The sequence below is a fragment of the Algoriphagus sp. oki45 genome, assembly GCF_036245605.1.
Taxonomy (GTDB): Bacteria; Bacteroidota; Bacteroidia; order Cytophagales; family Cyclobacteriaceae; genus Algoriphagus.
Map to the genome: position 1 here is coordinate 872,344 of NZ_BTPC01000001.1, position 24,736 is coordinate 897,079.

Sequence of the window (24,736 nt, forward strand, 5' to 3'; positions counted from 1 at the left end):
AGCACAAAAAAGCCCCCAAGAAAATGATTCCTTGGGGCCAATCCATGTCATTCAGCTTACAATTCCTTCACCAACTTGCCGGTAAATACTTTATTATCCACTTGCACGACGACATGGTACAATCCTGAGCTCCATAGCCTTACATCAAGATTTCTGACAAACGTCTCAGCATACTCCCCTTCCTCTTGATATACGGTTCTTCCGGCTGCATCAAAGACTCGGATTTTCACCTGCGCTTGACCTGCTAGCTCGACCAGAATATTGGATTCGTTCTGGGCAGGATTAGGATATACCAAAATTCCACTTGGATCTACTTCTCTGAACAGCGTAATCTCTCTGCTTATCGTCTGTCCGGCTCGGTCAGTGCTGTAAACGTTCACCGTTATTTTGGAATCTGGAGGATTATTTCCTTTCCACAAGAGGCTGTTATTCTCCAAATACACATCAGGATGCGGATCCATGGTGTAAGTGTGTATGTGGTCAGTAGGATCTATTGTGATTAAACTTGACAAAGAATCACCAAACTTTAATTTATTCGGGAATCTATTTTCAATAACAAGAATATCCTGGGGGTAAGGCTTATCACCTATTATTATTGGAAGTTCAAACAGAGAGTTCGATATTCCTTTATTACCACCTTCAATCGAAAGTGTCCCTTGAATTTGATAGAAACCTGGCTGAAGTGGATCGTAGCTGTTTTTAATCCAATCAATAGATTCAAAAAATTCTTTATCACTTTCATTTTCAAGCATAAAGTATTCTGATATTATAGAATTTAATGGAGTATTCCACGGCACCTCAATTATGTCATTATTTGAAGTTTCACTTGTTCTATTGAGGAAATTACTCACTCGACCAAATATTCTCAAAGTGAAAGTGGATTTTGTCGAATTTCCACTTAAATCCTTAGCAACTAGAGTGATATTATAATTTCCGGGTTTCTCAATTATTGTTCCTGGCATTGGATCCTGAGTATAACTCTCCAAAATGCAATTTTCAACTACCCGAATACTATTGGTAAAGTCTGGCACAACATATGGCCTATTTGTGATTCTGGTAAAAATTGGTGTTCTGGGAATTAAAATTCTTGGTTTTATTTCATCTATAACGGTAACAGAAAAGATTGTTTGACCCTCTGCACCATCAAGACCTCGAACTTTAAGAGACACTTGATTTAGGCCTAAGTCATCACAGGAAAACACGGACTTTGTCAATTGAAATTGGAGACGGTCGTCCAAACAATCTGAAGTTGAACCGTCATCCACATCTGACGGGTTCAGAACCCCTAAACCGTTTTCATCAAGTTTCACAACGACATTCTTAGCCCTTGCAATAACATTACATTGAATTATACCACAAGTGTCATTATATAATCTTGCTATCCCTCTCTTAAATGTACCCGATGAAGAAAATGAGCTACCTGAAACCAAAATCTTTCCGTCTGATTGAACTGCCAAAGACTGAGCTCCAAAAGCAAAAGGCGGGGAAAACCTTTCATCCAAAGAACCATCTACATTTAATCTGGCAATCCCAAAAACTCTGGTGTTATTTATTCTACTAAACTCACCAGCAATAATAATTTTGCCATCTTTTTGAACTGTGACAGCATTTACACCAGCGCTACCCTGAATTCTTCCTGAATTAAAGCTTGGATCCTTTATGCCAAATTGGGTATCTATTCTGATAGCAAAACCAGATGATTGATTTATTCCAAAATTCCTTGGATTTACGCCAACCACTATGAGTTTCCCATCTTGTTGTAAAATCATACTTCTTATTTCCGACCCTAATTCTCCTGTTATGCTTGACAAATCGATGCTTAGATCAGGCCTTCCCTCTTCATTCAATCGAATCAAGGTTCTCCCTCCCGCGAATACCTTATTATCCATAGTTTTTATCAAGGAAGTGAAATCACCCAAATTGGGAGGAAATATGAATGAATTATCAAGAGAACCATCTTGATTTAATCTAGCAAGTCCAGAAGTTGTTCTTCCATTCAGTCGACGGAATCTACCTGCAATTAAAATTTGCCCATTAGGTAGAGGTTGAATAGCCCTTACCGATAGTCCTTCAAAATTTAATCGATTAACTCCGAAATTAAAGGACTCATCAAGACTTCCATCGGAATTAAGTCTAACTATATTTTCAACTGGAGCACCTTGGAAAGAAGAGAAATTTCCCCCAACGAGTATTTTACCATCCCCAAGAATAGCGATTGAAAAAATTCTTCCATTTGAACCACTTCCAATATTAAAACCTTCATCCAATGTGCCATCAGAATTTAGCCTAGCCAAATTCCCTCTAAGAATAGTCCTGCTATTCAAAATGGCAAAAGTACCCCCAATTAGAATTTTTCCGTCTGACTGAATTTTAGTTGTGAAAACATTTCCTGTTGACCCAAAATTCAATCCTATTTCTACCTTAGGAAAATCAAAATCCAAACTACCCGAGATAACATTTTCAGTCAAATCTTCTACTATTTCAATTTGTTGCACAAGAGATGAAGAAACATTACCTGTTTCATCTGTTGCCTCCCAAATTATTGAAGTCAATCCAACCGGGTAAGGATCATTGAGTGCCAAACCATCACTTCTTATCCCATTCACAATAGCAGACGAACAATTGTCTGTGGCTGAAGGTGTTATAATATCAACAACTGAGCTACAAACACCTCTTGGAGTTATTAGCGAAATATTTTCTATAAATTCAACTACAGGCGCATCGCTATCCACCACATTCACCTCAAAAGAGCAAGTCGCCGAATTGCCTGAAGGATCGGAAGCCGTATAAGTCACCACCGTAGTCCCCACAGGGAAAGAACTTCCGGGTTCGAAGTTGCTCGTGAGCGTCACCGATCCGCTGTTGTCGGTTCCTGTTGGAGGAGTCCAGTTGACCACGGCTCCGCAACTTCCTGAATCATTGGATACAGTAATGTTAGTCGGGCAGTCGTTGATTACCGGGGCTTCGGTGTCCCCTTCCGCAGTTACAGTCACCGTAAAGCTGCAGTTTTGGGTGTTTCCTGCTGCATCAGCAGCTTGATAGGTCACGGTTGTCGTGCCGATTGGGAAAAGAGAACCGCTTGCCAGCCCATCGGTAAGCTGAAGGACCGGAACTCCGCAGTTGTCTGTAGCTGTAGGCAAGTCAAAAGTCACCACTGCACCAGTTTGCCCAAAAGCAACCGAAGTAGCGATGTTTTCAGGGCAGCTGATTACCGGCGCTTCACTATCCACCACATTCACTTCAAAACTGCAAGTCGCCGAATTGTCCGAAAGATCTGTGGCGGTATAAGTCACCAACGTGGTCCCCACAGGGAAAGAGCTTCCGGGTTCGAAGTTGCTCGTGAGCGTCACCGATCCGCTGTTGTCGGTTCCTGTTGGAGGAGTCCAGTTGACCACGGCTCCGCAACTTCCTGAATCATTGGATACAGTAATGTTAGTCGGGCAGTCGTTGATTACCGGAGCTTCGGTATCACCTTCTGCTGTGACAGTCACCGAAAAGCTGCAATTTTGCGTGTTTCCTGCTGCATCAGCAGCTTGATAGCTCACGGTGGTAATGCCGATTGGGAAAAGAGAACCGCTTGCCAGCCCATCGATAAGCTGAAGGACCGGAACTCCACAATTGTCTGTGGCTGTAGGCAAGTCAAAAGTCACCACTGCTCGGGTTTCCCCAAAAGCAACAGTCGTAATTATATCGGCTGGACAGGTGATAGCGGGCGCTTCAGTATCCACCACATTCACTTCAAAAGAGCAAGTTGCCGAATTGCCCGAAAGATCGGTAGCGGTGTAAGTCACCACCGTAGTACCCACAGGGAAAGAACTTCCGGGTTCGAAGTTGCTTGTAAGCGTCACCGAACCGCTGTTGTCGGTTCCTGTTGGAGGAGTCCAGTTGACAATCGCCACACAACTTCCGGAATCATTGGATACGGTAATGTTAGTCGGGCAGTCGTTGATTACCGGGGCTTCGGTATCACCTTCTGCTGTGACAGTCACGGTAAAGCTGCAACTTGCTGAATTTCCAGCCGCCTCAATGGCGGAGTAGATCACCGAGGTGGTTCCTATTGGGAATACTGACCCGCTTTCCAAGCCTGAGAAAAAGACCACATTAGCCGTTCCACAATTGTCTGTGGCAGTCGGCAAGTCAAAAGTCACCACAGCTCCGGTTTCCCCGAAAGCAACAGTCGTGGTAATATCGGCTGGACAGGTGATAGCGGGCGCTTCACTATCCACCACATTGACCTCAAAACTGCAAGTCGCCGAATTGCCCGAAGGATCGGTAGCGGTATAAGTCACCACGGTGGTCCCCACAGGGAAAGAACTTCCGGGTTCGAAGTTGCTCGTGAGCGTCACCGAACCGCTGTTGTCGGTTCCTGTTGGAGGAGTCCAGTTGACTATCGCCCCGCAACTTCCGGAATCATTGGATACAGTAATGTTGGTCGGGCAGTCGTTGATTACCGGAGCTTCGGTGTCAATTGCAACCCCTACAGTATTCAATACCCGGTTGACCCTTTCTCGATTGACTCCATCGTAGGTTGTGAAATCGCCCCCAATAAGAACTTTTCCATCCGGTTGTATTACTAAGGCTAGAACTGTATTATTAATTCCCTCTCCTGTATCAAACCCAGTATCTGTACTCCCATCTGGATTTAAACGAGCTAGAAGGCCATTTCCGCCACAGATCAAGATCTTTCCGTCGGGCTGAAGGACGAGTTTTAAAAGAATACTCGCAATTAATGGACCACGATCGAAAGAGGCATCCAAACTTCCATCTGAGTTCAACCGAGCGACCTCGATCCTTTGTACCTCGTTATAGGCAGAAAAAAAGCCACCGATAAGAATTTTATTATCAGGTTGAATTACCAGTGTCGTAACACCAGCGTCTGGACCAATACCAGGATCAAATGAAGCGTCAAGGCTTCCGTCAGAATTTATTCGGGCTATATGATTTCTGGATACACCATTATATTCAGTGAATTGCCCCCCTATCATAATCTTACCATCAGATTGCAAGGCAATTGTCCGGAGGCCACCAAGTACTCCTGTACCAGTATTAAAGGAATCGTCTATGCTACCGTCAAGGTTCAACCTGGCAATTCCGTTAGTTTGAAACCCATTAAATTCAACAAAGTCCCCTCCGATCAATATTTTACCATCAGATTGTATAGCTAAAGCAAAAATGAAACTGCTTGCCCCTGTGCCAGGATTAAAGGATGTATCCAAACTTCCATCCGCATTCAATCGAGCAATATAGTTTCTACCCACCCCATTGAAGGAAGTGAAAACTCCTCCTACGAGTATCTTACCGTCTGGTTGAAGAATAATAGTCCTGATACTAGCGGCAAACCCTTCTGCCCCTGTGCCAGGATCAAAAGATGGATCCAAACTTCCATCCGGATTTAGTCTAGCGATTCGGTTGACTTCAGCCCCATTATAAGAAGTGAAGTCTCCTGCGATCAATATTTTTCCATCGGGTTGGATGGCAATAGTGTAAACAGAGCTGTTTGCTCCTTCGCCAAAATTGACGCTACCGAAATTGAAACTCAAGTCATTGGTGCCATCCTGAGCTCGTAACAAAGGAATATGGAAGGCCAATAATACCAGGAGCAGTAAAAGTTTTTTCATGAGGTTGAGGGTCCTTGATTTGTAAAAGAATTATGGATTACCCATAGAATTCCGACTTTAACTTTAATCACCTAAAGTTCCTCAACTCAACCACCAAAAAAAATACTCCTTAGGAGGTATTATCAACTAGGAGCTTGCAGTCCAAATACCCCCTTGGGGGTATTTCCCTACCGACATCAGATGAGTATTTTCCCAAGTACCTAAAACCTAGCCTATGAATATCTTAATCGTTGGATCCACAGGCCAGTTGGGATATACCATTGTCCGCAAGCTTTCAGAAAGTAAAAACAGCCATTCCATTTTTGCCGGACATCGCGAGAAATCCAATACCAATCCCTTGGAAAAGCTTCCCAATGTGGATTTTCGCCTGCTTGACCTACTGGACCACAATACATTTCGGGCTGCCCTCAAAGGGATGGATATTCTTATCTGTACAGCCACAACCGCTACTCCCACCCAAAAAGGAGATGATTTAAAAAGAACCGATGAGGAAGGAATAAAGGCCTTGATTGATGCCTCCAAGGAAGCAGGAGTGAAACAATTTATTTACGTTTCGGCCCTTCCCTTTTCCCAATTGGAAGAAACCGTACCCCTGAGCCGGGCAAAAAGACAGGTGGAAAACCATCTCAAAGCTTCCGGCCTGACCTACACGATCCTTCAGCCGACGGCCTTTATGGAAGTTTATTTTGCCTTCTTTGGGACCACCCTCCCACTCCGGGGTACTGAGGTGAATACCGTTTCCAGACCCTTCAAATTCTCTAACGACTTTTTTGCAGGAATAAAAAACGACATCGAACAAAAAGGAACCTTCAACATCATCGGAAAAGGTGATCGGAAAAATGCATTTATCAGTGTGGAGAATGTGGCTGACTTTTGCATTGCTTCCATTGGTAATCCCAAAGCTTTTGACCGAACTCTGGAAATCGGAGGACCGGAAGGTCTTTCACCTTTGGAGGTAAAAGGAATTTTTGAAAAGCTTTACAACAAGCCAATCAAGGTAAAATCAACACCTCCTTTTGTGATTCGAATGATGTCAAAAATCCTCCCATTGTTCAATCCTGCGGCAGGAAATATCATGGCCTTAAACTATGCTGTCGCAAACAATGATGCTCTTCCCAAAGCCATGCAACAGACCGCAGAAGAGTTTGGAGTCAGCCTGATCCATCCTGAGGAATTTTTGAGGAAAAAATTCGAAATTAGATCATGAAGTCCATTTACACTTTTTCGATGTCCATCCTTTCACTTAGCCTTTGGTAAAACTGCATTTGAACGAAATTCAACAAATCGAGCAAGCGATTCAATCCCTTGAAGCTCAGCGAAAAATCTTGGGGGATGCTGTGGTGGATATTGCCCTCGAGCCATTGAAGCAAAAGTTAGCCTCCCTCAAAGATCAACCTCAGGAATCAAAAAATCTGGACGAACGAAAGCTCGTCACAGTCATGTTTGCTGACCTTTCCGGCTTCACAGCGCTTTCTGAGAAATTGGATCCAGAACGAGTCCGGGAGATAATGAACGGCTGCTTCAATGTATTGGTACCTATTGTTGAACGATATGGAGGAACGATCGACAAATTTATAGGAGATGAAATCATGGCTCTTTTTGGGGCACCCATCGCCCGGGAAAATGACGCTGAGATGGCCCTGCGAGCAGCTTTGGAGATGATGGATGCCTTAATGCTGTTTAACGAAGAGCATGGCCTTCGCCTAGGAATGCATTTTGGCATCAATTCGGGCATAGTAGTCGCCGGTGGATTGGGTTCTGAGGCTAGGCAGCAATATTCGGTCATGGGTGATGCAGTAAATCTTGCCGCAAGATTGGAAGATGCGTCTGAAGCAGGGCAGATTTTTGTCGGTCCCAGCACCTTCAAACTGACTGAGCCTTATTTTGAATTTGATGCTTTGCCCCCGATATCCTTGAAAGGAAAATCAAAACCAGTCCCAATCTATTTGCTCAAAGGACTCAAAAAGCAAGTCACGCAGGAAAGGGGAATCGAAGGCTTATTTTCTCCCTTAATTGGACGCGACAACGAGATAAATACTATAGCAAAAAACCTAAAGAGCCTGGAAAATGGAAATGGAGGGGCGCTTTTGCTCATTGGAGAAGCAGGGATGGGAAAAAGCAGGCTTATTGCGGAATTGAGAAATAAATATTCCGATCAGGTGCAATGGCACGAAGGAAGAGCCTTCTCCCATACTTCCTCAGTTAGCTATTCCCTGATCAATTCTCTTTTGGATCAAATTCTCAAAACAGAAAAGGACTCCTCTCCTGAAATCTATGCAACGGCCTTGGATGAATTTCTTGTAAAAACATTCCCGGAAAATTCTTCTTCACTGAAAGCTTATCTATCCAGACTTCGCGGACTTCCGGCAAAATCGGAATTTGAAGAGATTTTCAAAGATGTTTTGCCCTCAGCTATCCAAGCAAGAATGCACCAGGCATTTACCGAGGTGATTGCCCAACTTGCGCATTTACAACCTCTTGTCTTGGTATTCGAAGATTTGCATTGGGCTGATGAGACTTCTTTTCTCCTACTCAACCAACTCCTATCCCTCACGAAGAAGCTCCCTATCTTCTTTTTGCTGATTAGTAGAAATCAGGAAAATGTAGAGGCATGGTTTGAAGGTCTGACTCTTCAGTCCACCAATTTGGAAAAGTTGGAGCTAAGTCCTTTGACCTCAGACCAAAGCACCGAGCTTTTGGAAAACCTCCTCAAAACAGACCATCTTCCTCGGCAAACATTATCCATGATTCTCTCCAAATCGGAAGGAAACCCCTTCTTTTTGGAAGAATTGCTTCGATCGCTGATAGAAACAGAGATGGTCATTTTAGAAGCCAATAAAATAAGGGTGAGTGAGCATATAAAAGATCTCCAAGTACCTGACACCTTGCAGGGAGTAATCGCCGCACGTATAGATCGGCTTCCCTCCTCAAGCAAGCAAACCTTACAGAATGCATCGGTCATTGGGCGGATTTTTCAGGATATTGTGTTGAAACATATCGCTATTCAAGAAGAGCGGAAATTGGATATAGATCAATCACTTAATGAATTGGAAAGGAAAACCCTCATCAGAAACAGGGACAGTGCTGAGTATATTTTCAAACATGCGATCACACACGATGTCACTTATCAAAGCCTTTTGATTTCAAAAAGGAAAGCCCTACATCTTCTTACCGCCAGATCTTTGGAAGAAATATTCCCCAAACGCTTAGATGAGCTATCACCTGAATTGGCATTTCACTATTCCCTTGCCGGAGAACCTTCCAAATCAACGAATTACTTCAAAAAGGCTGCTGAGCGGGCCGAGCAAAACTATGCAAATCAGGAGGCCTTAAATCTTTACCTGAAAGCAGTCGAAGAAATCGAAAAAACCGCAAATGGTACCTACTCCAAGGAGTGGTGTGGCTTTCTTCAAAAAGCAGGATCAATCTACAGCCTGCTGGGAAAAACCGATGATGCCCTCCTGGCTTTGGAAAAAGCTCTTTCCAACCTGAACTCAAAAGATTCAATCCAGAAGGCGCAAATCATGAGGCAAAAAGGTCTTGCCTACAATGCCGCAAGAAATTTCCCCAAAATGATAGAAAACTATCAACAGGCGGCACAGGAACTCGGGAAATGGGTTGAGTCAAAAGACCAAAATTGGATAGATGAATGGATCAATCTTCAACTGGATTTGGCTTGGGCTTTTTACTTTGGAAACAGGGTAAGCGAATTGGATGAAACCATCCAACTGATTCAACCCATCATAGAAATGTCAGGAAGTCTGGAACAAAAAAACCGACTTTATGGAACGATTTGCCTCTCTGATTTCCGAAAATTCAGGTATTTCAAACTGCCTGATTTCACGATGGATCGATTGAGTCTCCAACTGGAAACTGCCCTACAGACAGGAAACCAAGCCCTGATAGGAAGGGCATTGGCCAAAACCGGATTTGCCCGAATGTGGAGAAATGAACATGATTTGGCAGAAAAGGCCTTTCAGGAAAGCTTCCCGTATATCGAACATGTAGGAGATATGGATTCCTTGCTGATCAGCAAATCCTATATCGCGCTTGCGATGCGGAAAAAAGGAGATTTGACAAAAACCATGGCTTATGCTGAAAGCGCATTGGAATTGGCCAAATTCCTCCAAAGTCATTACTACATCGGTGTTTCTTACAGCATTTTGGGTTGGGCACATTGGAAGTTGGGAGATCAGGAAAAAGCCAAGCAGCTCCTGAACTACGCAATCGAGGCCTATGAACAATTTCCAGGAACCAACCCTATTGAGTTTCTCTATAAGGGCCCCCTTTTAGGAATGGCTGTTGAGGAGGAAAATTGGAAAAAGGCAGTGGAACTGAGCCAAAGTCTTTTGGACCCAATTCAGCAGAGAATGCCTGACCAAGCGTATGAGCTCATCAGAAAAGGTATGGAAATGTGGAAAGAAAGTGATCTAAACTCCACCAAAGCCACATTTTCTGAGCTTATTCTACTTTTGAGAAAAGAGCAAACGGGATACGTATAGGGTAGAATATAAATTCTGTTTTTTGCAAACGGGAGAGCAAAATTTACTTCAGGAATAAATCATTTATTGCTATTGGCTTTTGGCTGTTTGGACCTTTGGCAGACTTTCAGATTGCGAAATGGCTTCAGAAGGTTGAGGATTCATCGGAACAGTCACCAAAATCCGAGTTCCCAATCGGTTGCTTTTGATACTCAGCTTCCCTTTCAGATACTCCACCCGTTTTTCGAGATTTTTCAATCCCATGCCTTTGGAGTTTCCTTCCAAAACCTCCTTGGGTATTCCTTTGCCATTGTCACTGATCTCCAAGGTGATATGGTTTCCATCTGAAGATTGAGCCAGGCGAATCGTGGCCTGGGTTGCCTGAGCATGCTTGAGAATGTTGTTCATCAGCTCTTTGATGATCCGGAAGAGATTGACCTTGGTATCCACCGAGAGAATGGGAATATCCTCGACTTGGGCATGGATAGCCACTTTTCGCTGTACGGAGAGCTTTTCGACCAGCTCTTCTACCATGGTGCGCATGACCTTGGTGGAGAGGTCGGCAGGCATGAGTTCGTGAGAGATGTAGCGCAGGTCCTTGCAGGCCCCATCCAGCATTTGATGGATTTCTTTCAAGGATTGGTTGTTTCCGTTGAGAAGCTGCTTATGCTCCATCATCAGCTCCATACGGAGTTTGATCATGGCCAAGTTAGAACCCAAGTCATCGTGCAGGTCCTTGGCGATGCGCTGCCTTTCCTCCTCTTGAGCTTGGATAGAAAGCCTCAAAATCTTCTTCTCTGTTTCTGTTTGCTCAATAAGCAATTGGTTCTTTTCCTCCTGCGAACTGAAATAGTTGTAGAGCATGCCACTCGTGATCAGCAAAAGGTCAAGGAGCAATCCAAACTGGAGAAAATACAACTCAATAGGCAAAATCAATGTGCTCCCTAAATGGATAAAAAACACCAGCCCAATATCAATGACGAGAATGACCTTAGAAAAAAAGACAAAGGCGGTAAGGCCGGGATTTACTTTTACCTGAAGTACACAAAAGACCAAAAACAAGGCGATATCCAAAAAGCCCAAATAGTGACAAAGACTATAGAAAAAGACCAGTTGTTTTGATTCAAAAAAGAAATGGGAGCCAATCAGGAGGATAAGAAATCCAAACTGCACATAGATAATCGGATAGAGTCCGGGAATTAGCCTCACCCTTTTTCCAAAAACCTTAAAAATCTCAATAGAAAATAGAATGATAAATAGCATCCACAAAAGAAAAATAACAGGAAACAACCAAGGCCCGATCGGTGTGTAGGTTTCGCTATCAAATATCATAAACAAAATACGGTCATTATCCATGGAATTGACCAAGCCACAAAAGGAATAGGCGGAGAGGTACAGAAAGACTTTTTTCCTGAAAAACAGAAAACCCAAAAAGGCAATGGCAACAACGGCCGTATAAATACCGATAAAATATCCCCCATAATACCCTCTCCAAACGTCATCCATAAAACTAAAATGGGTATGGGGCAAGAAGAAAACAGTACCGGACCTCCCACCGTTATAATCGATTTTCATCAAAAATATTTTCTTCGTCTTAGGAGGAAGAAGAACAGAACTAGCATCGTTTCTGGCATTAAACTTTCCCAATAAAAGTGGAATAGAGTACCCAGCCGAATCCGTATCTACAAAATTCCCCTGCTCATCAAATTCAAAGAAATCCACTTTGTAAATCGCTGCATTGAAGGGCCCTAAGGCATAAATCTGCTCACTGTCGGTTGCGTTTTCAATAGTAATCCCAAACCACCAATCTGCCGTTTGGTATCCTTTATTGAACTTCGCTCTTCCCTTTATCTGAGTAAACTCACCTTGGATATACTTAGCGAAAGCTTCCTCGGGAGAAAATCCGGAATCCTCCAAAAAATAGACCGAGCTATGAATGGTGGCATGATGAATATTCCAAGGCTCTTGCAATTCATGCTCCAAAATCACATGCGGAACGGGCCGGAAATCTCCGGTTTGGAAAAGCGTCCCCAAACAAAAAAGAACCTGGAAAATCATAAGTTAGTGATGCTTACAAACCATTTGAATCAAAATAAGGTAAATCCTCTTAATACCAATAACTTATGCTACTGAAAACACCAATTTTTAGACTTTCAAAAGCCCCATCAATCCGGCCAAATTATGCACTTTGAGTTTGGAAAAGATATTCTTCCGATGGGTTTTCACAGTAAGGGGACTGAGCTGAAGTTGATCGGCGATTTGTTTGGTCTCCAGCTGTTGCATAATCAGCCGGGTGATTTCCGCCTCTCGCTCAGAAAGTCCAAATTCCGATTTGAGTTTTTGAAAAGGACAATTCCCCAGTCCACCTATGCTTCCGCCCTGTCCGCCGACCGGCTGAAAATATTCTCCTCCCCGGGCTACCGTGTCAAGAGCTTCCCGAAAACTGTCAAAACAGGAATCTTTGCCGATAAAGCCATTTGCGCCCAAGATTTTGCAGGCTTCAAGGGTAGTAGGCGTATGCTCGCTGCTGAGAACCAGTTTTTTCAATCCGGGATAGTTCGTGTTGAGATGGGATAAAACCTCCATTCCGCACATCAGAGGCATATTCAGGTCAAGTACCAAAACATCTACCTGTTGATTTTTCTCAAGAAATAAGAGTACTTCTTTCCCATTTTCGACCGTACCTATCCATTGAAATTCAGGATGCTTTTCGAGCACTCTTTCGATTCCCAAAGTGAAAAGCCGGTGATCATCTGCCAATAAAATCGAAACCCCCATACCGAATAATATTTGCCTAAAAAAGAATAATTATCAAAATCATTCAATCTTAGGGAGTAACTCCATAGAAAAATTGTAAAAAAGCGAATTAGAGATTTTTTATGAGGCAATTCTGAAAGAAAATTCAAAAAACAGAAGCATTCAGCCCCATCAGGCTAGGATGGTCTGAGCTTAGGAGGATTCCTTTTGAGTTCCAATTCAACCCCTGAATTGATATTCAAAATCAATCGCAGATATTGCCTGGGAGTCATGCCGACAAACTGTTTGAAATCCTTGTACAAATGAGGATTGTCCGAGTAGCCAAAATCAAGGGCAAGCTCCAACAGATCTGCTTTTGGGTTTTGATCCAAAGCCACAAGAAGTGAATTAAACCGCGTAATCCGACAAAACAATTTGGGAGATAAGCCTACCTGGTTTTTGAATTGAATCTGGAAAGTACGGGGATTGCTTTTCAGTCGATCGATAAGTGCATCCAAACTAACCAACCCATTGCTCAAAAGGATCTCATTGGCAACAGGAGCCATATCAAAAGCAGGATTTTTCAATGTTTTGGAATTAAAATAATCACTCAAAATCCGGTTTAATTCCGGAATGCAATTCTCAACATGAGAAGCGGTTGCAAAAAGATGTTTAAGCTTATTTGCCAGCTCAGGATAACCCAGATCTTCCAGTTTATGTGCTTTGTCCGTCATTTGATTGGATGGTTCATCCAGAAAATGATATAAACCAGTCGGGGTAAATACAATCACAAACGGAGCAAATTGCCCATCGAGATGGGATTTACCCAATCTGCTCATCTGCCCAAAAAGATACGGGGCATACTTCTCAAAATAGAATTTGACATCAGGTTTGGGATATTCCAAATAAGAGCTTTCGCTGATCTCTATATTGATTACCAGTGCTGCTGTTCCTTTTGGGGTAAAAAAGGGCTTTTCGGTTCCATCCAAGGTATAACTGGAAAATAAATAGCCGTTGACATAGGGGGTTAAGGAATCATCAGGAGGAAAAAATCGGATTTCGTTCATAGGTGATTGGATAAATCATCAAAGCCGCTTTTTAGTCAACTTATTGGAATAAAATCAAGGGCCACTTGAAAATTTCATTCTCGCTTAAACCCTGATCCAAACAGAAACTCGACCTCCTTCAGCGTGTAAGTACTACTAACTTTGGACTAAAGTCAAAATAGAACTAAACAGCGATAAAGACAAGAACCAAAACAGAACTTCTTTTTGAAAAATCAGGAAAAAACAGATTTATCTCAACCTTTTTTCATTTGTTTTTCCATACCCCAAACGGGGTATTTCGACAATATACTTTAAGTTCAGAATACACCCTAAGTGGTATTTTTTTGATTTGGACTTTGCCGGAATTTTGAAAAGTAGTTTTCAGACCATTTTTAATCCATTCATTCTTATCCATTCCTTTTATGAAAAAGTCAAATCTAGATCAGCTTTTCCCTGAGACATACTCGGCACCAACCCACCTTGCAAAATCCTTTTCAAAGATATCCAGCCTGAAAAAAGGTGGAAGAATACTAGTTCTTTTGGGTGTCTTATTCGTGATATCCTGCGACAATGAAGACCAAAACCCAGCTCCGCCAGTAAATGAGCCCGATCCTACAGGCACGATCGTAGTCAAAATCAACACGGTAGGGAAAGATGATGATCCCAACGGCTACAATCTGATCGTAGAGGGCAGTGCCAATCGGCAGGTTGGACCAAGAGAAGAAGTCACGATCAGCAATAAAAAAGTGGGGAGGTATTCCATCGAACTTTCTGGTATTTCCAATCACTGTACCGGAACCGGAAATATGGTACGGGAAGTAAACGTCACTACCAATGGTACAGCTACCGTAGAGTTTGAGGTAGACTGCAAAGCCATCTTAAGAGATCGAATAGCTTACAGTAAAGGGACAGTCAACTTTACCGATTTTAAATTTTACTCATCCAAGCTGGATGGTACAGATGAAAAAGTGATTTTGGATAAGGTGATTTTACCTTTTCGAATGGCCATCTCTCCTGATGGAACAAAAATCGCATTTTCTGATCGATTGGAAGGCACTACGATCCAGCAGATTTACATAATGGATGTCGATGGAGAAAACTTGGAAATGATTCCATTCGAACCCAATGAAAACCCGGCTTTTACATCGCAATTTCTCCCAGTATGGCATCCTGACGGCAAAAAACTGACCTTTAGAAATGCAGCCAGAACGGTCACCTACGATATGGAAACCGGCCAAAGAACTGTAATTGAATTCGATCCGGGTGAAATTTTTGTGGCGAGTCAAGTAATTGAAAATGGAAGTAAATTCTTGGGCACTTTTCTGATTTCCAGACCGGGAGAGCCTGTAGAACAAAAAATAGCCTCGATCAATCTCGATGGGTCAGGCCTGAAGTATCTAAAAGAAGGGTCCAATCTGTCCTTTACCACTCCCCTACTCCAAGGAAATAAGCTGACTTATATCCAAAGGGAAAATGTCCCTGGTGTTGGTACTGAAGTTTGGCAAATGAACAGCGATGGGACCGAAGATCAAAAAATTAACAACAGCTTGGGATTCTCGGTATCGGAAGTAATAACCTCTTTCAGTGTCTCCCCAGATGGCTCAGAATACATCTTCGCTGTATCCATTGACCTTAATAACTACTTAGCTAAAAGCAAACTCAACGGAACTCCTCAAGCGATCACTTTTAACTCAACGGGAGTACGAAGCAATCCGGTTTGGTCGCCGATCACCAGAGATTAGTGCCAGAAAAAAAAGGGGTCAAACGTCAGAGATCTCTAAGCAATCCATGCAAACCGGCTACATTATGCACTTTGAGTTTGGCAAAAATATTCTTCCGGTGAGTTTTGACAGTAAGAGGGCTAAGGTGGAGTTTTTCGGCAATTTCTTTCGTTTCGAGTTGATGGAGAATCAGTTGAATGATTTCCATCTCCCTTGGGGAAAGCTGATAAGTATCCCGGAGTTTGGTCAGTGCCCCATAGTCACGAACCGGCCTCTGCTGGTCTTTGCTGATTTCCTGAAAATAGGTTTTTCCGGTGGCTACAGCCTGAAGCGCATCCCGGAATACCGATAGATTGGAATCTTTGCCTACAAAACCCAAGGCTCCCAAATTCTTGCAGAGCTCCATATTTGCCGAGGTATGATTGCCGGATACGACCAAAATACCGATCTGAGGATGATTTCGCCGCATGTAGGGCAAGACCTGCATGCCATTCATCAGGGGCATCTGCAGATCCAGAACCAATAAATCCACATTGAGATTTGCTTCCAGATAATCAATCCATTCTTTTCCATTTCTAAAGTGTCTGATAAAATGAAAACCCGGCTGCGAATCCAAGATCAATTTCAGCCCTCCGGCAAACAGCTCATGATCGTCCACTATGGCCACTGACAGATTCATAAAAATTATTTTTAAAAGATATAATGATTGGGAATTAATCAATCAGGTCAACACAATATATAGAGAAATTAAAGACAATTAAAACTCTGCGCCCTTTCAGAGCTCTCTTAAGTTCAAGTCTCCGGATGGTTTATTGAAAAATTGAAAAATTTGAAGATTGGAAGATTCAAGGTTGCAAAGTGGGAAAGTGGTAAGGTTGAAAGGTGGGAAAGTTGAAAAGTGCTCCTTACTGGTTCAAGTCTCCTGACCTGCCCATCGCAGGCGGGCCTGCCCGACGCAGGCGGGCTTGGACCTCCATGCAACTCCTACCAAGCCACACCAGAGGGACCCAGGCTGAAGGCCTGGTTTATGATAGCCCGGAGCGGATAAGCTCCGGGGTAATTAGGAAATGCATAAGGACTATGAGGTCTGTAAGACCGAATTTGTAAATCATTTTTGATTTTTATGTCCGGCCCTTCAGGCCTAACTGAGATCATGAGGATCGCAAAATCCAGCCCTGGCGGACTGGGTTGGTATAAATCGGCCTTTCAGGCCTGACCAATTGCCTCTACTTTTCCCCAATCAAAACCTCCACCCCAGTCTCAAATCCATATACTCAGCCACATGTCCGTGGGCTTTGAGGCCGGCACCCACGCGGAAATGCCTCCCTAAATGGTAATTGAGCGTGTAGCGCTGGTAAAAGGATTTGTCCTCCTGATATCCTTCAGGCTTGCTCAGATAGGCGGCATACCTCATCGCAAAATCAAAGCGACCAAATAGCAGATGAGGCTCGGCAAAGGCCGCCGGAATCAGCCTTTCCCTACTCCTATCGGCTAGCAGTGAAAAATCCTTTGCCAGCTCCAACCCTCCACCCAAAGCCAAAATGCCGGCAAGCCTCCGATAAGTCCCTCCCGCCAAGACAAAATTGGGTTTGCGGGTATCCTCCCCGGCATCCTGAGTATTGAAACCCAAATCCAGATAAAACTCCCAATCCTTGACAGTTTTCGTTTTCTCAAACTCATTCAGTGCCCCCCTTCTTGTGTAATGCACCATCCCCAAACCCAGCATCGGAAAGTTCATCCCCCGATTGGGTTGACGCTGACCGCCGTTAGAGATATGGCTGTAGTTCAGAGAGGCTTGGAATTCCCATTTTTCGGAAAGCTGATAGGAGATTTTTGGAGCTAAAAAGATCAAAAAGCTAACCGGAGCACTGAAAAAGGTGTTTCTGGGATTCTCGATCGGGTCATAGACCCGGGTGAGATAGCTTACGCCCAAACCTGTGGACAAACTCCCTGACCACTTTGCTGACCGGAAAAGAATAGGTTCGAAGGTACCTGCCACATTCCATGCTTGTCCCAGTTCTTTTGAATTTTGAAAATCGACCACAGAAAGCGAAAGTCCCAGGTAATGAAAGCAATTGCAGGCCTCCCAGTTTTTACGGGTATTTTTCATCCATTGGGAGGAGAAACCCACCGCTATCGGGCTGCTTTGAGCTACCTGTTCCAGTTCGGGATTATGGGCAATGATCCATCCGTATTGCCCTTCCAGTCCCAATCGATGAGTTCCACTCTGACTTTTGGCCAGTATGGACCAGGCAAAAAGAAAAATACCGATCAAAAAACTCCTTTTCATCTTCCGCATTTTTTTATCCCTACGAAAAACAAAAAAAGGAGATTGCTCTCCTTACTTGTATTTTTTGGGATTTTCCATCATTTCCCGCACATCCTCCGGGTCTGTCTTTTCCTTTCCGGTCAGCAGATAAATAATCATCCCTGCATCTGAGGGATCAAACTCCTCCCCTTTTTGAGCGGCTTCGAGTCGACCATACAGCCAATCCCAAGACCCTTTGGAGTAGGGAGATTTATCCCTTGCCGGAGAATTTTTCATCCAGTCGTACTTGGATTTGTGCGCTTTGAGTCCTTCGTAATCCTCCCCACCGTTTTGATCGGCGATATGGTCCAGTTGCAAGCCATGCTTTTCAAATTCCGTTTTGATCTTCTCCCAGGTCCAGCCGGAATGACTCTCCCACTCGTAGGGCTTATCCGCGTGTTCATCGTTCCAGGTCGAATGGGAAATCAATCGAACGTATTTCAACTTGGTAGAATCGGCCTCTTTGATAGCTGTACCCACAATCTCCATAGGACCGGCGGCGATGATGGTCAGCGGGTTCTTGGCTGAACTTTTATTGATTTGCGTGGCCAATTCGATGATGGCAAAGTTTTGGGCGGTCACTGCCTCGATAAATTTGGTCTTTTTAAAGCCAAAGGTTTTCGCTCCGATAAATGCACTTTCTCTCATCTGCTCAGCAGCTCCGGGCTTTTCCTTGTTGGAGCCCCAAATGTGATCGCTGAAGGTATAGACGACCAAAGCATCCTCTAGTCCATTGGCAGCCAAAAGCGCCAGAGTCAAAGGAGTGGCTGCCCAATCGTCCTCATCGTGCTCGTTTCCATCTGAGCTGATCGCAATCCTTCCGCTTTTGAAAGGAATAGATTGCGCGAGGATTTGTTGTGAAAAGGTGAGAAAAAGAAATGCCAAAGAGGCAAAGAGATTTTTGTACATGATGATCAGTTATTGGATGACAAGTTTACCAAAAAAGGATTGTTGACGGGAACCCAAAACCCAAACTAAGTACGTGCCCGGTGCCAAATCGTTGAGAAATAGCTCGATGGTTTGACTGCCGAGGAGATGGAAATCGACCATTCGGCTTACATCTTTTCCATTTCCGTCCACCAGCTTCAGTTCGAATTCCTGATTCTCAGCAAATTCTCCATCAAACTCCAGGCTGACCCTTTCCCGAGCCGGATTGGGGTAAATTTTCAATGCTTGGGCTTTTCTGACCAATGGAGTTCCTATCCCAGAAATGGTCAGGGTCACCGGCTCCAATCGTGCAGAACAGCCCTGAGGAGAGGTCAATTCCACTTCATATTCTCCCATTTGATCCACGGTCAAGGTCCGGGAAGTGGCAGAGGAAATGGCTTGACCATTTCTGAACCATTGATAGGTAAAATTCCCCTCAGGGGCTCGGAGAATATTTCCATCCACATCAATTTCCCCTTCAGGCAAAGGATTGACTTTGACTTCGAATGTGTTTGATTCTGACAGACAGCCTCCAGAATATCTTATTACGGCATGATAAACTCCAGGCTCCTTGGTGGTCAGGGTTTTTGCCTTTTGATCCGGAATTTCCACTCCGTTTCGTCTCCAGCGGATTACTTCAAAAGCAGCATTGGAAGACAATTCCAGAAGAGCTTCTTCTCCTGAACATATTTGATTTACTCCCTCCAGCAAAACAGGAGAAGGCTCAATTCTCTGAATAATCACTTCGCAATTCGCCTCAGCGACATTTCCGGACGGATCCACAGCCCGGATTTTAACTACAATCGTTTTGCCCAGGTCCTCACAACCAAAGGCCTGACGATCCAAGGTGATTTCTTTGATCCCACAATTATCCGTGGCCGAGTCCAAAATCAAATCCGGATTCAGACTTACTGATCCCTTGGTCACGTCCAGTCCCAAATTCAGATTTTTGGGTTTCAGAATTGGTGCAGTGGTATCTTTGACCTTGACTTGGATAGTTCTCTCCCATGTTTGTCCGGAGGGGCTCTTGATCACTACTCCGATGATTTTTTCTCCCAAATCCGCACAGGTGAAGCTGGATTGCTGCAGGGTGATCGTAAGATTGGGATCGGAAAGAGGCCAGGTGGCAAAGATATCCGAAGGCTTCAGATCGGCTTTTCCTTCAGGTCCTAAAATCAACTCTACAGATTCCTTCAGTTCTCCAAAAGGAAGTGACGTAAACCGAATCTCCGTTTTCTTGGACTCAACCAAACATCCTCCGCCTTCAGGAAACAACTCCGCCCAATACATACCCGGCTGCTCGACTGCAATGGCCTTTCCTTTAAGTTCGGGTAGGAGTTCTCCATTGCGATACCAGCCGCTGACCACAAAACCAAACTCTTCCCCAAGTCTGATTTCCACTGTTTCTCCTTCAAAGAAAGTAGAACCGGATTCAGGGGAAATGGATATTTTTTTAGACTCAAAGGGATTGACCGAGAAAGTCACTGTCTTGGTGACCGTATTGCCTGATTGATCTTTGGCTGTCAATACCACCTCTTGTGGCAATTCATAATCATCACAGGTGATTTTGGACTTGCTCAGCTGCAGGGATTGAATGGAACAGTTATCGGTCAGGGACTCCACAAAGTCCTCTGGATTTAAGGTCAATTCACCTTTGACCAAGTCAAAATCGAGGACAGGCAGTCTAGTGCTTAGTGTAGGAGGAAGCAAATCTTTTACTTCTACCAAAACCACCTTTTTCCAAGAATTACCCTTTGAATCGGTAATCAAAAGCTCATTTTCGCTCCCCTGTAAATCTGAACAGTCATACTTGGGACTTCGGGAAAATTCGACTTTCCAATCAGCAGAAACCTCTCCTTCCAGATAATCGGCAAGAGTTGTTGAAACCTCTCCGGATTGATTCAACTCCACAATTATTTTCTCTTTGAAAATTGGCTCAGGAACTTCTTCAGCCAATTCTACCAGAATTTTTACCCGGTCATCATACACTCTCCGCTCTGTCCTTATCAATTCATAACTGGAATTCAGGACCGGAAAAACATAAACCGGATCAAATTCGATTTGAGCAAAGGTTTTAGTCCCATCTTTTATTTTGGAAATATTGATTTCCAAGTGACCGTAGTGTTTGCCTCCATCTGTCAAGATCGGAACCGGTCCGGAGGTATTCCATTGCTCGGCCGATTTTTGATCAGCAGTCCATTTGGAAAAGGAATTGTAATCCAATGGAAGCAAAGGATTGCCTAGCCAGTCTCTTTTCACTCCCCGTAATCCATCCCCTGCCACACCTACGTCGTAGTAGAGTACCCCTTTGCCATCACCATTGGTATCCACAAAGCTTCTTTCAAAAATCTCATCATGGCCTGACAAAACGGCTATTACACCATACTCTTCGAATACCGGATGCAATACCCGCATAGGCGTACCTCCCTGCCCGGTGCTGAGTTCGTGATTCATGGGCACTCCATGTTCTCCTGAGCTATAAGGAATATGGTGAAACTGCACAAAAACCAACTGACCCAATTCTTTGGCTTCTTTAAGATTGGCGACTAACCATTCGTATTGGGCAGTACCCGGACCAAAACCGGACAAGTCTTTTCCTCCTGCGGCATCATATTGGGATTGGGTGAAGTTTTCCTGCGTATCGGTACCTGGACCTGAAAATTCCTTCCCTTTCAGCTTTTGTCCATCAGGATAATCAGATCTTTTTTCATCGGGAGTTCCATTGGTAGAGTCTAGAGTTAGGATCGTCACCGGGCCATAATCGGTTCGATAATAGCTTTGGCGGTGTTTTTGGAGTTGATCTCCAAAGTCCAATTCAAAAAAGGAATGAAATCTGGATCTGCCTACAATAGGATTAAACTGTCCTTTTTCATTGACCCCATATCCCACATTGAGTGCGCCAAAAGTTTCCCAATTGCCCAAAGCAGGGATAATCGGAATCTTGGTTACTATTTGGTCAAATTCCCCGGCATTATGTCTCCAAAACTCATCCCAGCCTGGCATATAACCTCCCCCTTGCACCAAATCGCCGGGCATGAGGATCAAATCAGGCTCTCGGGTTTTTAAAATCTTAAGATTCTCTGCATACCCTGCTTTTTCGGTCAGGAAGTAGTTTGGGATTTCAAAACCCTGCTCCAACGTGGTACCAAATTTCTCCTTCCAAAGAGCAGGAGTTGAAAAAGGGCGAAAAAGGGGTTGTCCGGGATACCAGGCCCTGTTGGTCACTCTTCCCCTAGGCTCAGTTTCAGAATCAGAAAGAGCGACTATTCTTACTTTTTCCCAACTTTTGGGATCGGGGGCAGATCTAAAGCTGCCTGTAAACTTCTCTCCATTTAAAGTCACTTCATATCCAATCTGTGTATCGAAAGGAACTCTAAACTTTGAGTCAAATCTGAAATACTCCTCCCCGCCTATCCAATTTTGCCCCTCCAGTCCAGGAATAGTTTCATTTCTTTCCAGGGCGGTATAATATAAATCGGACTGTTTGATTCCGGTGACATTTCCAGAAAAAAGAATATTTCCCGTATCGTCTTTTACTAAAACAGAGGAGGAATGACTACCTGCAGAAAACCATCTGATTTGAACCAGATTACCATCTGCCACTTGCAAGTATGGGAATATTCTAAAAGAAGACTGTGCAGAAACAGAGAAAGGGATCAAAAAAAGAACCAGACTAAAACATATAATTACCTGCTTAAAATAGTTCATGAGTAAAAGTGGATTTGTCCTATCTCTAAAATCATTTAATCACTCAATCCTACTCTTCAAAACGACCAATTGCACAGGATTTATCGGATCATTAGTAAAGATATAGATATTCCTTTGATCAATTCCCTTTCGGCCCTTAGGATCAAAAGCCAAGCTCAACTCCAAGCTTTCACCCGGATTCAATTGGTCCTTAGGGGATTCTATTATGAGACATTCACAATTGCCCTGAATTTTTCTTATTTCGAGCACTTTTCTGCCTCGATTTGATAGAGTCACCGTGCGCCTAACAATGCTTTTGGAACTGATTTCCTTAAGGTCGATCTCCTTCTGCTGAATATAAAGCTGAGGCAAATCATCTATCTCATTTTTTGAAACAGGCGGAAAATATTCAAAGAGGTCTGCAATGATTTCCAAATTGATTCGGCTGCCCTCGATATTTTCCCAAAACACAGGAACCTGATCTTCAAAAAAGCCCAAATCCCCATTTCTATTCGCACTTTCGTAGCGAATCATCAAAAGTCCCCTTTCCTGAGACCTGACCAGGTCCTGAACCTGCTCTACCCAGATATACGAGGGAGTTTCGGATCGAAAAGCCCCTTTCTCCAAGTCCTGAGTACCAAAGTTGAAAAACTCGACGTACTTGATCTTGGGTTCATTGTCAAAAACCTCACCCATGTTGATTTTTTTCAAGCGAAAACCCAGGTCCCCGTTTTTGACAGGATAAGCCCTTACAGGATCAGATGGATATGGAATGGAAGTACCTTCCAAGAAAAGGGAATCCTGCACTCCTGAGAGATTCCCTTTGACTACGATCAATTTGGAGAAAAAACCATAGGCAGATGTTGGGTCAAAGCTTACCCGTACCGTTCCGGATTCTCCTTGAACCAAGGTGTCTTTCGAAAATTCCACTGTGGTGCATCCGCACTCCAACCAAATATCTTCGATAAAAAAGAGAGAGTCCTGGGAATTGGTGAATTCAAAGGTTACTTCCTGATTGCCTTGCTCTTCCAATATGGTCCCCAATTCAACCCGGTTAACTTTCCAGATGATTTTTGGCGGGTCTAAACTTTGAGCCACTAAAGAGGACTTAATGAGGATAAAAAAAAGTGCGGTGAGAATAGCTTGGGTGAGAAGTTTCATAGTGACAAATTACAGGTATTTTACCCTTCAATTCTAGTATCAAATCCTTAATTTGCGCCAAAATCTAAGAAATGGCAAGAGTACTCACGGGAATTCAAAGCTCCGGCCGCCCGCATTTGGGCAATATTTTGGGAGCCATCGTTCCGGCTATCCAACTCATCAGACAAAACCAACAAGACGAGTCATTCATCTTCATCGCTGATTTCCATTCGCTTACCACCGGAAAGGATGCAGCCCTGAGGAAGCAAAACACTTTGGCAGTAGCTGCTGCTTGGCTATCCTTTGGATTGGATATAGAAAAGACGGTATTCTACCGGCAATCCCGAATTCCTGAAGTCACCGAGCTTACTTGGTACCTCAATTGCTTCACGCCATTCCCCATGCTGGCCAATGCGCATAGCTTCAAGGACAAGTCTTCCAGGCTGGCTGATGTAAATGCGGGACTATTTACCTATCCGGTTCTGATGGCATCGGATATTTTGCTGTATTCCGCAGACTTGGTGCCTGTAGGCAAGGATCAACTTCAGCACCTCGAAATGACAAGGGACATTGCAAGTGCATTTAACCGAATCATGGAAGAAGATATCCTTATCCTTCCCGAAGCCAGGATATCAGAGGAGGTCATGATCATCCCCGGTACCGACGGGCAGAAAATGAGCAAGTCCTACAACAACATTATTGATATTTTCCTTCCGGAAAAAGAGCTGAAGAAAAATATCAACCTAATCGTCACGGATAGTACTCCTTTGGAAGAACCAAAAGACCCGGATACCTGCACGGTTTTCAAGCTCTATTCTTTGTTGGCCTCCTCTGAGCAAACAGAAGCTATGAGAGGAAAATACTTAGGTGGAAATTATGGCTATGGACATGCCAAAAAAGAGCTGCTGGAGTTGGTGCTGACGCTTTTCAAGAAAGAACGGGAGACTTTCGATTATTTCATGAATCATCCGGATGAAATCGAAAAAAGACTGGAAGCAGGTGAGGCCAAAGCAAAAAGCATTGCTCTGAACCTATTGAATCAAGTCAGGGAAAAGCTAGGCTTCAAATAAAT

General features: G+C 43.7%; 13 protein-coding genes. 4 read left to right on the forward strand and 9 right to left on the reverse strand.

All coding sequences use genetic code 11. The features are described 5' to 3' along the window. Positions 1–56: 56 nt before the first annotated feature. A complete protein-coding gene (locus AAA942_RS03845) occupies positions 57–5,618 on the reverse strand; it encodes an HYR domain-containing protein (protein WP_338218912.1) in 5,562 nt (1,853 codons plus the stop codon). A 214-nt stretch (positions 5,619–5,832) separates the two neighbouring features. Between AAA942_RS03845 and AAA942_RS03850 the strand changes: the two genes are divergently transcribed. Beyond that, positions 5,833–6,825 carry an SDR family oxidoreductase gene (locus tag AAA942_RS03850; RefSeq protein ID WP_338218913.1) on the forward strand — a complete coding sequence of 331 codons (993 nt, stop codon included), beginning with the start codon at positions 5,833–5,835 and terminating at the stop codon, positions 6,823–6,825. A 58-nt stretch (positions 6,826–6,883) separates the two neighbouring features. Then, positions 6,884–10,120: an ATP-binding protein gene (locus tag AAA942_RS03855; protein ID WP_338218914.1), complete on the forward strand. Its 3,237-nt coding sequence runs from the start codon at positions 6,884–6,886 to the stop codon at positions 10,118–10,120. 69 nt (positions 10,121–10,189) lie between these two features. On the opposite strand, the gene AAA942_RS03860 is transcribed toward AAA942_RS03855, so the two are convergent. The 3 genes from AAA942_RS03860 to AAA942_RS03870 all read right to left on the reverse strand — a co-directional run bounded on the left by AAA942_RS03860 (position 10,190) and on the right by AAA942_RS03870 (position 13,902). Continuing rightward, positions 10,190–12,157, reverse strand: a complete 1,968-nt coding sequence (locus tag AAA942_RS03860) for a sensor histidine kinase (protein WP_338218915.1) — start codon at positions 12,155–12,157, stop codon at positions 10,190–10,192. Between the two features lie 87 nt (positions 12,158–12,244). Next, positions 12,245–12,877: a response regulator transcription factor gene (locus AAA942_RS03865; RefSeq protein WP_338218916.1), complete on the reverse strand. Its 633-nt coding sequence runs from the start codon at positions 12,875–12,877 to the stop codon at positions 12,245–12,247. Between the two features lie 155 nt (positions 12,878–13,032). Beyond that, entirely contained in the window at positions 13,033–13,902 is an 870-nt protein-coding gene (locus AAA942_RS03870) for a helix-turn-helix domain-containing protein (RefSeq protein ID WP_338218917.1), read from the reverse strand. Positions 13,903–14,303: 401 nt separating this feature from the next. On the opposite strand from AAA942_RS03870, the gene AAA942_RS03875 reads away from it, so the two are divergent. Then, complete coding sequence (locus tag AAA942_RS03875) at positions 14,304–15,623, forward strand: TolB family protein (RefSeq protein WP_338218918.1); 1,320 nt, start codon at positions 14,304–14,306, stop codon at positions 15,621–15,623. Positions 15,624–15,648: 25 nt separating this feature from the next. Here the strand turns inward: AAA942_RS03875 and AAA942_RS03880 are convergent, their stop codons facing one another. The 5 genes from AAA942_RS03880 to AAA942_RS03900 all read right to left on the reverse strand — a co-directional run bounded on the left by AAA942_RS03880 (position 15,649) and on the right by AAA942_RS03900 (position 23,685). Beyond that, the gene (locus tag AAA942_RS03880) at positions 15,649–16,281 is read right to left on the reverse strand and encodes a response regulator transcription factor (RefSeq protein WP_338218919.1); all 633 of its coding nucleotides are present in this window, start codon (positions 16,279–16,281) and stop codon (positions 15,649–15,651) included. Positions 16,282–16,842: 561 nt separating this feature from the next. Then, the gene (locus AAA942_RS03885) at positions 16,843–17,892 is read right to left on the reverse strand and encodes an acyloxyacyl hydrolase (protein ID WP_338218920.1); all 1,050 of its coding nucleotides are present in this window, start codon (positions 17,890–17,892) and stop codon (positions 16,843–16,845) included. Between the two features lie 51 nt (positions 17,893–17,943). Further along, the gene (locus tag AAA942_RS03890) at positions 17,944–18,819 is read right to left on the reverse strand and encodes a hypothetical protein (protein WP_338218921.1); all 876 of its coding nucleotides are present in this window, start codon (positions 18,817–18,819) and stop codon (positions 17,944–17,946) included. Positions 18,820–18,828: 9 nt separating this feature from the next. Continuing rightward, positions 18,829–22,545 carry a T9SS type A sorting domain-containing protein gene (locus tag AAA942_RS03895; protein WP_338218922.1) on the reverse strand — a complete coding sequence of 1,239 codons (3,717 nt, stop codon included), beginning with the start codon at positions 22,543–22,545 and terminating at the stop codon, positions 18,829–18,831. A 39-nt stretch (positions 22,546–22,584) separates the two neighbouring features. Beyond that, positions 22,585–23,685, reverse strand: coding sequence for a DUF1573 domain-containing protein (locus AAA942_RS03900; RefSeq protein WP_338218923.1), 1,101 nt, complete (start codon positions 23,683–23,685; stop codon positions 22,585–22,587). 71 nt (positions 23,686–23,756) lie between these two features. On the opposite strand from AAA942_RS03900, the gene trpS reads away from it, so the two are divergent. Then, entirely contained in the window at positions 23,757–24,734 is a 978-nt protein-coding gene (gene trpS, locus AAA942_RS03905; protein ID WP_338218924.1) for a tryptophan--tRNA ligase, read from the forward strand. Positions 24,735–24,736 lie beyond the last annotated feature (2 nt).